Below are 11,644 nucleotides of genomic sequence, written 5' to 3' on the forward strand. Positions count from 1 at the left end.
TCAGCTGACTGTCATTTAGTTCATAACCAGCAGGGGCGGCAGTTTCAACAAAGTAGTAGTCGCCTGGCTTCAGGTCAACAACTTTAATCTGACCCTTGGCATCGGTGGTCAAGCCACTAGCAACCTTCGTCCCGTCCTTCTTATGAAGATCAAACACAGCGCCCGCCAGGGCTTTACCTGTATCACCGTCGGTCTTATTCAGGACAACGGAACCGGTCTTTTGGGCGTTCGTAGCTGAAACGGTCGCAACTTTGGTGGTTGTTTGCAATTCAACCGTGAAGCTCAGCTGGCTGTCATTCAATTCATAACCAGCAGGGGCAGCAGTTTCAACAAAGTAGTAGTCGCCTGGCTTCAGGTCATCAACTTTAATCTGACCCTTGGCATCGGTGGTCAAGCCACTGGCAACCTTCGTCCCGTCCTTCTTATACAGATTGAACACGGCGCCCGCCAGGGCTTTACCTGTATCACCGTCCGTCTTATTCAGAACAACGGAACCGGTCTTTTCGGCATTTGTGGCCGAGACGGTCGCGACCTTGGTAGTTGTTTGTAGTTCAACCGTGAAGCTCAGCTGACTGTCATTTAGTTCATAACCAGCAGGGGCGGCAGTTTCAACAAAGTAGTAGTCGCCTGGCTTCAGGTCAACAACTTTAATCTGACCCTTGGCATCGGTGGTCAAGCCACTAGCAACCTTCGTCCCGTCCTTCTTATGAAGATCAAACACAGCGCCCGCCAGGGCTTTACCTGTATCACCATCGGTCTTTGTTAGAAGAACGCTTCCCAATGCTTTCTCATCCGTTATTGAAACCTTTACTTGGATATTGTTTCCATCGATAGTAAAAGCATGCTGTGTTGCATCTAGCTTATATCCAGCAGGTGCCTTTGTCTCAATAACATAATAGTCACCAGAATTAAGACCAGTGTAACTTACAGTGCCATCTGATTCTGTCTTAAGATCTGAAGCAACCTTAGTCCCATCTTTCTTGTAAAGATCAAATACCGCTCCAGCTAAAGGGCCTGAGCCATCAGCATCAGACTTCTCAACCGTAACTTTTCCTTTTTGATTAGTTTCCGAAATAGAAACGTTATTATCATCGTTTGCATCACTATACTGAAGGTTAATTTCCTTACCATTGGCCAAAATGGTAGAGATTACATACCCATCTGGGGCCTTTGTTTCAACTAAAATATACTTCCCAGATTTAAGATTGTTCCAAGTAATACTGCCAGATGCATCTGTTGTGCCTTTGCGAAGCAACTGTCCCTTTTGTCCAGAAACATCAGACCAAAGTTCAAAAGAAGCTCCAGCAATTGACTTTTTGGTATCTGCATCACTCTTGGTGAGAACAAGATTGGTGTTCTTACCAGTTGCCGACCCGCTATTGTTTACTACTGCCGTCGATCCACTGGTATTGTTATCAACATCTTTTTCGCCTTTTCCTGATATTGAAGCTGTATTTGTCAGCGTATCATTAATCTTTGACGAATTGATCAGTGAGCGATAGTGTATCGAGTAAGCCGAGCTGATTTCATTTGTAAAGGAAATCTTCATCGTTTGCTTACCAGTTGCATTATCAGTCTGCAAATCCACAGAGTAATCCTTACCAAGTACTAATGGCTTGCTCTTATCTTCGGTAAATTCACCATTAGGATCTACCTTCCCTGGATAGATCACAATAGAACTCTGATCAATAATCTGATTGTCAGAAGGCTCATCGGTAACAACTGCATTGCTGAAAGTTGACTGTGCTTTATTGACCCATATTGTCCATAACGCATAAGCAGAGTTAGTTGGATCCTGTTCGCCAGTCTTATCTAAAACATTGCCGCTATAAGGTACCGACACTTGAGCTGTTAAATTACTGGACTCTTGGTTGTTTGTATAGATTGCTGTATTGTCATACGATTTTTGATCAATGACCTTACCAGAGAGGCTAGTCTGGTAACTCAATACATAAGCTTTAGAACTATTGTCTGGTAATTTCGCAGTAAGTTGTTTCTTAGCACTGTCAAAGGAAATATTAGCGGAAGCAACTTGTGTCCCCAAAACATATGAGCCATCTTTGTTAATAGAAGCCTCATACAACTTGGCACTATCTGCTACATAGTCTTGGTCACCAATGATTGGATCAGTGATGGAAGCGTTGCTAAGTTGACGTTGATTATAGTTAGCAACCACGGTCCAAGTAATTGTCTTCGAAACGGCGTTGTAACTTCCTGATTTGCTGCCATCATTTTTAAAGTCAGTCTTAGGAGTGAAATCTGCCTGTCCCTTGTTTGTATGATCGTGACCGTCTTTGTCAGTCCAAGTTGCCGTCGCAGTGTTAGTCCACTTGCCCCCATCTGGGAGGCTATTCGTTTCAAAGGCAGTTTTATAACTTAGTGTATACCAACTTGTGGCATGTTCCTTTAAAGCATTAGCAAAGGATATGGTAAACCCGTTTCCCTGCTTGCTAATCACATAGTCCGTTCCTTCACTGAGAGTTGTATTATGATCTTTATCCTTTAAAATAAAGGAATCATAGTCTACGGTCAGCCCATTCGGGACTGGATCGGTCATTGACCAATTGCTCATATCTTGCCGAGCCATATTGATATCAAAGTTCCACGTAACATTCTTGGTGTTGTAATCAACGGCCCCTAGAGACTTAGTTAGCCCCTGCTGTCCGACTGAATGATCTCCAGAATTCGATTTTTGGCCGTTGCTATCTACCGAGTTACTAATCTTTTGGCCTTTATCACCAATTGGGTCTGTTACTTGTGACTGATACGAAATTTTGACTCCCTTGTTCAAACCATTGGGGAAAGTAATAGTCATTTCCGTTCTATCAGTGTTGTAAGTCACTTTATACTGATCAGTACCGATAGGCACGCCAGCCTCATCAGTTAATGAAGGTTGTTTGTCGTCAACAGGGAATGTTTGACCCTCCGATAACGTATCTACCAATTTGGTGTTGGCGGGAAGTGCCTTTTCACCATAATTGTAGTCAATATGCCAATTATACTTTTGACTACCATTATTATCCTGACCGTCAAAACTCTTGGTTAAAAGTTTTCCGTAGTTAGCGTTTACTGTCGCACTAGCTGGATAGTTTTTATCACCGTTAGTTAAGGTAGCGTTGTTCGTAAAGGTTAATTTTCCACCATTATCTGGCAATTTACTCGAATCAATATCGCTAGTGTATTCAACCTTAAAAGCCTGATAGGTATCTGCATATGCACCAATAAACGTGATTTTTCCATCTTCAACCTTGTAATCTGTACCTTCTTTAAGAGGATCGCCAGTTTTAGTCACATTCCCATTCAGATCAACTGTCAAGGGATATACACTAACCGATTTCAGCGTGGTTGGCACAGTGTTGGTAGTATCACTTGGCATTGGGTCAGAAATTGTTGCATTCTTTAGCTCTTGACCATTGGTATTAATTGTGACGTTCCACGTAATCCCGGTTGGATTATTTCCAGATGTGTTAGCGCCAGTTAGTTGACCAGTCTTTGCGATGTCGTTACCACCTGATGGCTGAACAACGATTGGTATCGTTACCGGTCCAGTAGTCGTGTCAATGACAATGCCTTCTTTGCCAGACGATGAGTCACTGCTGATGGTAGAAGTATAACTAAATGTCCCTTCAATGTGGTTCACGTTTTCAACATCACTGTTAAAGGTGAACTTAACTGTGCCATCAGCAGCTATGCTATAAGTTCCATAGTCACCGAGGGTTCCCGTACCTGGTTTATAGGTAACTCCTTCAGGTAACTTAAATGAGAAATAGTCACCATCTTTTACTTGGTATCCGTCTTTCAGCTCATCCGGAATTGCCCACGTATATTGAAAATTAAGATTGGTATCTTTTATCACTTGTGTGGGATCAACAGTATTACCTTTGCTATCTGTGAATTCAATATTTGCTCCGGTAATGATTGTTCCTTTGGAGTCATCTGGCAAATATTGTGAGATATCATTGCCCTCAGCACTCTCAGAAATTGTCTTTGCGGTTTGGCTCTTCGACGCAACACTAGATGCAGCCTTGCTGCTAACATTGGCTGAAGGTTTATCAGATTTTGCTACTGAAGTAGTATCAGACAGTTTTGCAGTAACGTTTTGACCATCCGTTGAGAAATTGACAGATCCTTCTAAGGATGAAGTATCTGTGAGGCCTAGTTGGATCGTTGCTGTTCCAGAAATATTGCCTAAAACCTCTAACTGTAATTTGTTGGCCGAATAGGTATATTTTCCGACAACTTTTTGATTAGCATCAAGAATATTAGAATTGCTCGTCTCTTTCAGTTGCTGATTGTTAGAAAAAGATACGGAAACATCCTTATGAATACTTTCATCCGTCGAATTGTTTAATGAAAGTTTCAAATCAATGTTCCGTGAACCAGCAGTTTCCTGGGTTGCCCCCAGAAGTTGAACCTCAGTAGCGTCACCGGCCGCACTGGATGTGGATGTAACAGCTCCCACAACTTGGGCTGATGATTGTAAGAAGAGCAATAATATCAGAATACAAGAGTACGTCTTCTGAAGTAATCTCCTTTTTTTCATAACTTATAGCCTCCCAAAAATTCACTGTCCAATATAATTAAGAACATCACCATACTATTTGCGTCCGCGTAAACTGCGGTTGGAATAGAGCTGACTTTCCTCATCATTACAATATCTTGATACTTGAAATAGGCGGGTAAAATTTAGAGTCACTCAATGTATAAATTTCCACCCATAACACTTTAGAAGTGTACCACAAAAGTTGACGTTTTAAAATATCGTTTTCAAATCCGGATGTAGAATACCTGGAAAAATTCCAAAAAGAAATGCATTAGGTACGATGAAATATTGGCGATCTCCTAAAGCAAGTCACTTTGCCGCAATAGCAGCTGTTCTTGCCGTTGCCGTCGATGAGACCGAGGGTGTCGTTTACAAACCGTTCTTCTTCAACCGTGACGACAGTAAGTTTAGATGCGAGGGCGGGCGCAGAGATCCAACGACGAACTTATTGCTAGCACGTTGCCCAGAATTTCCTATTGGCAAGATGCGTTCACTACTCGAATTGATAGATTGAGCTTTTTTTGGGGTACACCCCAAAAAAAAGCAGAGACAGGCGATTTAAATGCAGTTTCAGCTTCCTTTTTGGGTCGTTTTTAATTCAAAATAAGAAATGAATATTGATGTATAAATTGAAACTACGTTTAGAGGTGGCAGTATATGAAGATTGGATATGCACGTGTTTCAACAACTGATCAAAACCTAGCTAGACAAATTGAGGCTCTATCTAAAGCGGGTGTCGAGAAGATTTTTCGAGAAAAGGAATCTGGTGCAAAGATTGCGAATCGCCTTCAGTTGGTTAAGATGCTAAAATTTATTCGTGAGTCAGACACCGTATACGTTCAGTCATTAGACCGGCTTGGGCGCAACTCAAAAGACCTTTCTTTAATTCTGCAGCGAATTAAAGATGCAGGTGCAAATTTTCAGTCATTGGATTTGCCTGATTTTAGTGCTGTTCCTGACGAAAATTTGCGTAACATGTTGACTAATATTGTTTTAACTGTATGCCAATATCTCGCTGAACAAGAGCGACAGGCAATTAGGGAGCGACAGGCACAAGGTATCAAACTAGCAAAAGAACGCGGTGTTTACCATGGCCGCCCTGTTTTGTACTGTGCTAATAGTCGCAATTCTAAGTATCGACATGCTTATAATGAGATAGTTGAATACTTATGCAACGGATGGACCATTTCACAAATACATCGCGAATTAGGCGTTTCAAACAATACCATTTATCGAATTAGATCTGAGATCAATGCGAATAAAAAGTAATTAATTCAAGATTGTTTCGCTGAAAATTAAGTCTCACACTTTGTTGTACAATTCTTAAATAGCCAATTTGTAAGTGCTTAACTGCTAAGGCTGATCATTGCTTAAGTAAGCATGAAGTTATTAAGATTGAGGTGTGTATGCGAAATATACATTTAGATAGTGTGAAGCTTCATCGTTTCGACAAAGACAGTAAGTAAGAAATATTTGTATGAATCGGTGAATCTCAAACACGGTAAATATCATGGATGCGTACAGTAAGAGCGTATGTGTGCTTGCGACAAAGAGATGGAGAATTAATAGTGATCTTCTTGTATTTGCCTCTAGCATGTATGGGGCAAAGATACCTGTGATAAAAGATATAGAGCCTAATACGCTAGTGATTTGTCAGCGTATTAGGCTCTATATCTGTATTTTGAAGGTGGCACATCCGTGGCACAATCCAACGGTGTATTATTTAATATTATTGAATCCATCTGCGCATAAAAGTGTGATATACCGCAGTTTAATGCTTTAGTCATTTGAGAATAATATTTCCCGGGAAATGTACTCTAAAATTCCCCGAACAACTGGTCAATCTGCGCGTACTCCGCAGCGGACAGCGCCACATCCCGTGCTGCGGCGTTCGCCACAACCTGCTCCGGCACACGAGCACCTGGAATAACCGTAGTAATAGCTGGGTTGCGCATGTACCAAGCCAAGATGACCTGGGCAACGGTTGCCTCATGCGCGGTCGCAATTGTCCGCACTTGCACCAGTGCCGTCATAATCTGCTGATATTGCGCCGCACTAAACTGCTTGAACTTGGCACCGTCCTCGGCGCTGTATTTGCCCGTCAGCAGGCCTGAAGCTAGTGGGAAGTACGGCACAAAGCCAATGCCCTGCGCCTGCAGGTAAGGCAGGGTCGTCTTCTCCAGTCCGCGGTGGACGAGGCTGTAATTGTCCTCCACGATGTCCACATAGCCGTCCTGGTTGGCCTCTTTAATCTGGTCAAGGGAGAAATTGGAGACCCCAATTGCGCGAATTTTGCCCGCTTGCTTTAGCTTCTGCAATGCCGCAACCGCCTCGTTCTTGGGCGTGTCAGCATCTGGAAAATGAATGTAGAAGATGTCCAGGTAATCCGTCCGCAGACGCTGCAGCGCGTCGTCAACGGCCTGGGTCAAGAACGCTGGTGAATTATTGGGCTTGAAGCCGCGCGCCGGATCCTGGGTCCCCTTGGTGGCAATAATGACCTGCGAACGGTCATAATCCTGCAGCACATCGCCGATAATCTCCTCAGAGCGACCTTTCCCGTACATGAAGGCCGTGTCCAGCAACTGCACACCAGAATCCAGTGCCTGCCGAATGACCGCGTAGCCATCCTCATCCTTAAGGTTCGGAAAAAGGTTATGGCCACCGACTTTGTTGGTACCAAGACCGAACTTGGGCATTGCGAATGCGATTTTGCTTGTTGTCATGTGAAAACCTCCTGTTGTCTTTGTCGTCACCAATTGACGAGCCGTTACCCGCATTGTAGGCCTAGTCCGCGGATTTTGCATATCGTGATTTCTCGCCAGATACCGAATAAGTCCCCGAATCCCTTTTGCCCCGCCGCCGCTCGCGGTATCATGGAAGCAAGGAGATGTTCATAGTGAAAATTACTGTTTTAGGTGTCGGTGGCATGGGTAGCCGCTTCGCCTTGATGTTGCACCAAGCCGGCAACGACGTGACGCTGGTCGATGGCTGGCAGGCAAACGTTGACGCCATCCGCGCAAACGGGATTCAGGCCAACTTCAACGGCAAGCAGGTTGCGGCCAAAATGCCCGTTTACACCCCTGCCGAAATCGCTGCAGGTGATGTCCAGGCCGACCTGGTCGTCGTGTTCCTGAAGTCCAACCAGCTGACCACCATGTTCGACCAAGTGCAGTCCCTGATTGACCCGAACACCTACGTGCTGTGTCTGCTCAACGGGATTGGCCACGAAGACGTGCTGGAAAAGTACGTTGCTAAGGACCACCTGATTCTGGGCATCACCATGTGGACCGCCGGCATGACCGGCCCTGGCCAAGTTGAATTGCTCGGCGACGGTGAAGTTGAGCTCCAGAATTTTGCCCCCAGCGGCAAGGACTTCGCGCTACAGGTTGTCGACATCTTCAAGGGTGCCGGCCTCAACCCGCACTACAGCGAGAACGTGAAGTACTCAATCTGGCGTAAGGCTTGCGTTAACGGCACGTTGAACTGCCTGTGCGCGCTTCTGGATTGCAACATCGGTGAGCTTGGCAAAACAACGCCAGCACCCGACCTGCTGCACACCATCATCGCCGAATTCGCGGCTGTGGCTGCGAAGGAAGGCATCAAGCTGGACACTGAGGAAGTTTACCAGCACGTTGCGGCCACCTTCACGGCTGACATCGCGGATCACTACCCATCCATGTACCAGGATCTGAATCAGCACCACCGCCTCACTGAAATTGAATTCATTAACGGTGCGGTTGCACGTAAGGGGAAGCAGTACGGCATTGCAACGCCATACTGTGCCCTGCTGACGCAGATGGTGCACGCCAAGGAACAACTCGTCGGGGCAAAGTAAGTCGTTTCATTACCCGGGAAATAATGTGTTGAAACCAAATAGGCAAGTGAGCCAGACTGGCTCACTTGCTTATTTTTATGTTTATTCCAAACTGTGCACCCCGATATCATCACGGTATGCCAATTCGCCCGCGTACTCCCGCACCAGCTCATACGCCGCCGTGCGCGCTGACTGCGGCGTTGTTCCCGCTGCAACCAGCGTCAGCACGCGTCCGCCACTACTCAGTAACTTGCCATTCTCATTACGAACAGCAGCCGGAATCCATTCACCACCAGCAAGCAGTTGCTCAGTCGGCACTAAGACGGGCAGCGCCGGTTTGCTGGCCGCTGGGTAGGCAGGATGTGTCAGGACAACGCCAACATAAGTTTGGCCGTTCAAACGCAGGTCTTGCTGCTTACCTGCAAGCAGATTCTGAATCAGATCGTAGAAATCATTATCAATCTGTGGCAACAGTACCTGCGTTTCCGGATCGCCCAGGCGCATGTTGTACTCCAGAATTTTGGGTCCGGCCGCCGTGAACATCAGGCCCATGTAGATGACGCCGCAGCCGTGCATCCCCTCGTCCTCGAGAGCGGCGACTGTTTGTAGCATCAGCTTCCGCGCGGCCGCTGCCTGCTCGGTGCTGAACTGACTGGCAGGACTGATGGCGCCCATGCCGCCGGTGTTCGGCCCGCGATCCGCGTTAAAGCGGCGCTTGTGGTCCTGCGACAAGGGCAAAATGACCGACTGCGTGCCGGCGAAGAAGGCCATAACTGACGCTTCTTGGCCACTGAGGCACTCCTCAATCAAGGCTGGAGCATGCGCATCTTGCGTATACAAGTGCTCAAGTGCGCTCTGGGCAGTCTGCACTGTCTGCGCCACCACGACGCCTTTCCCCGCAGCCAGGCCGTCCGCCTTCACAACAATCGGTGCGCCCCAATCCGCGAGCACCTGCTTGGCGGCCGCCAGCGATTCAACGTGTTGCGCCTTAGCTGTGGGCAGGTTATGTCGCTGCATGAACTGCTTGGCAAAAGTTTTGCTGCCCTCAAGTTGAGCGAGGTCTCGATCCGCGCCAAAGACGGTTTGGCCAGCAGCTTCAAAGGCGTCCACAATACCGGCAACCAGCGGCTGCTCCGGACCCACGAAGGTCAGGTCAACATGCGCCTTAGCAAAATCAATCAAGCCTTCGAAGTCCAGCACATCAAGATTGATGGGGGTCAGCCCCAGCAGCTCCATGCCATCGTTTCCCGGGGCCACGAACACCGCGTCCACCTGGGGTGATGCTAGGAATTTTGCGCCAATCGCGGCCTCACGGGCACCACTGCCCACAACCAGTACGTTTGCCATGTTGCTGTCCTCCTTGAGTTTTATGTAGGGGATTCCCGTGGGGGAATCCGTAGTCGAGCTGCGCGACCCAGAAGTCTGCGGTTAACATGCTTTCCAACAAAGGCCAAAACCGCCCTTATTGAAAAGCCCGTTAATCCTCAACTTCTACCCGGGTCGCTTCGCTCTGTGTTCTAGTCGAGCTGCGCGACCCAGAAGTCTGCGGTTAACATGCTTTCCAACAAGGGCAAAAACCGCCCTTATTGGAAAGCCCGTTAATCCTCAACTTCTACCCGGGTCGCTCCGCTCTGTGTTTAGTCGAGCTGCGCCGAACTGATTTCTGCGCTTAGCACAACTTTGCCTGCGGGCTAAGCGCCCTCCGTCAAAGTTACGCTAATGCTCAAAATCAACCCGTTCGGCTCCGCTCTGTGCTCTAATGCCGGAAGTGCCGTACCCCTGTCGTCACCATCGTAATGCCGTATTCATTCGCCTTATCAATTGACTCCTGGTCGCGAATGCTGCCGCCGGGCTGGATGATGGCGCGGATGCCGTGCTTGGCCGCATAGTCCACGGAGTCGCCCATTGGGAAGAAAGCGTCACTGGCGAGCACCGCGCCCGCGAAGTTGGCGTTTTGCTGAGCTTCGGCGATGGCCAATTCAACGGAGCCAACCCGATTCATCTGGCCGGCACCAATTCCGAGTGTCTGGCCCTTCTTCGCCACGACGATCGCGTTGCTCTTCACGTGCTTCACCACAGTCTGAGCAAACAACATGGCGTCAATCTGTTCCTGCGTTGGCTGCAAGTCGGTCACCACGGTCAGATCAGCCGCGGTTTCCACCTGCTGGTCGCGTTCTTGAATCAGTAAACCACCATTCACGGCGACCGTCTCAAAGCGCTTAGCCCCAGATTCAACCGGCGTCATGTCCACCGTCAGCAGGCGCATGTTCTTTTTCTTCGTCGTCAAAATTTCTAGGGCTTCAGGACTGTAACTTGGCGCGATGATAATTTCCAGAAAGAGCTTGTGCATTTTGGTGGCGGTTGCCGCGTCGACTTCCTGGTTGAGGGCGATTATTCCGCCGAAAATGGAGACGGGGTCCGCCGCGAAGGCTTTATCCCAAGCTTCTTCAATGTTCGCACCCTGACCGATGCCACACGGATTCATGTGCTTCATCGCCACGACGGTTGGACCGGAGAAGTCAGCCAGCGTCAGTAGCGCCGCATCAGCGTCCTTGATGTTGTTGTACGACAGCTCTTTACCATGCAACTGCTTGGCGGCAGCGATGCTGTCCGTTGGCGCGTATGGTTCGGCGTAAAAAGCGGCACTCTGATGGCTGTTTTCCCCGTAGCGCAGGTCCTGCTTGTGGACATAAGTTGGCGTGTAGGTTGCCGGGAATTCGTCTTCAGTCAGGTAAGCGGCAATCTGCGCATCATAAGCCGCAGTGGTGCGGAACACCTTGGCAGCCAGGCGCTGGCGCAGCGTCGCGTCATCATCATCCAAGCCGCTGAGCACAGCTGGGTAGTCAGCAGGATCCACCACAGCCCAGACACTGGCCGCGTTCTTGGCGGCGGCGCGCAAAGCGGATGGACCGCCAATATCGATTTGTTCAATCGCCTCAGGATGGGTAACCCCGGCGCGGTGGATGGTTTCGGCAAAAGGATACAGGTTGACGCACACCAGGTCGACCGGCGTGATGTCCTGCTCTTCAAGTGCCGCCATGTGAGTGGGCAAATCGCGCCGGGCCAGAATTCCGGCGTGAATGCGGGGGTGCAGGGTCTTCACCCGCCCGTCGAGCATTTCCGGAAAATCAGTGACTTCCTCGACGCTAGTGACAGGTACGCCAGCGTCCGCCAATACCTTTTGGGTACCACCAGTAGAAACAATTTGGAAATCGCGGGCAACGAGTCCCTGTGCGAATTCAACCAGACCAGACTTATCAGACACGCTTAGCAGTGCACGTTTCAAA

The 11,644-nt window shown here is 48.2% G+C and carries 6 protein-coding genes; 2 read left to right on the top strand and 4 right to left on the bottom strand.

Translation table 11 applies throughout. The annotated features are described in order from the left end of the window. Window positions 1-4,543: SpaA isopeptide-forming pilin-related protein (locus EKM97_RS08785; RefSeq protein WP_125572032.1), on the bottom strand; the 4,543-nt coding region annotated here is incomplete at its 3' end. A gap of 657 nt (window positions 4,544-5,200) precedes the next feature. Between EKM97_RS08785 and EKM97_RS08790 the strand changes: the two genes are divergently transcribed. After that, window positions 5,201-5,812, top strand: a complete 612-nt coding sequence (locus EKM97_RS08790; protein ID WP_125572033.1) for a recombinase family protein — start codon at window positions 5,201-5,203, stop codon at window positions 5,810-5,812. A gap of 548 nt (window positions 5,813-6,360) precedes the next feature. Here EKM97_RS08790 and EKM97_RS08795 read toward each other — a convergent pair. Then, window positions 6,361-7,299: an aldo/keto reductase gene (locus EKM97_RS08795; RefSeq protein ID WP_404820210.1), complete on the bottom strand. Its 939-nt coding sequence runs from the start codon at window positions 7,297-7,299 to the stop codon at window positions 6,361-6,363. A 140-nt stretch (window positions 7,300-7,439) separates the two neighbouring features. On the opposite strand from EKM97_RS08795, the gene EKM97_RS08800 reads away from it, so the two are divergent. Beyond that, entirely contained in the window at window positions 7,440-8,378 is a 939-nt protein-coding gene (locus EKM97_RS08800; RefSeq protein WP_125572035.1) for a 2-dehydropantoate 2-reductase, read from the top strand. Window positions 8,379-8,459: 81 nt separating this feature from the next. On the opposite strand, the gene purD is transcribed toward EKM97_RS08800, so the two are convergent. Together purD and purH are read right to left on the bottom strand one after the other, a co-directional pair. Continuing rightward, on the bottom strand, window positions 8,460-9,704 hold the full coding sequence (gene purD, locus EKM97_RS08805; RefSeq protein WP_125572036.1) for a phosphoribosylamine--glycine ligase: 1,245 nt from the start codon (window positions 9,702-9,704) through the stop codon (window positions 8,460-8,462). 409 nt (window positions 9,705-10,113) lie between these two features. Continuing rightward, window positions 10,114-11,643, bottom strand: a complete 1,530-nt coding sequence (gene purH, locus EKM97_RS08810; protein WP_125572037.1) for a bifunctional phosphoribosylaminoimidazolecarboxamide formyltransferase/IMP cyclohydrolase — start codon at window positions 11,641-11,643, stop codon at window positions 10,114-10,116. Window position 11,644 lies beyond the last annotated feature (1 nt).

Origin of the sequence: Lacticaseibacillus songhuajiangensis (genome assembly GCF_003946025.1) — a bacterium.
Taxonomy (GTDB): domain Bacteria; phylum Bacillota; class Bacilli; order Lactobacillales; family Lactobacillaceae; genus Lacticaseibacillus; species Lacticaseibacillus songhuajiangensis.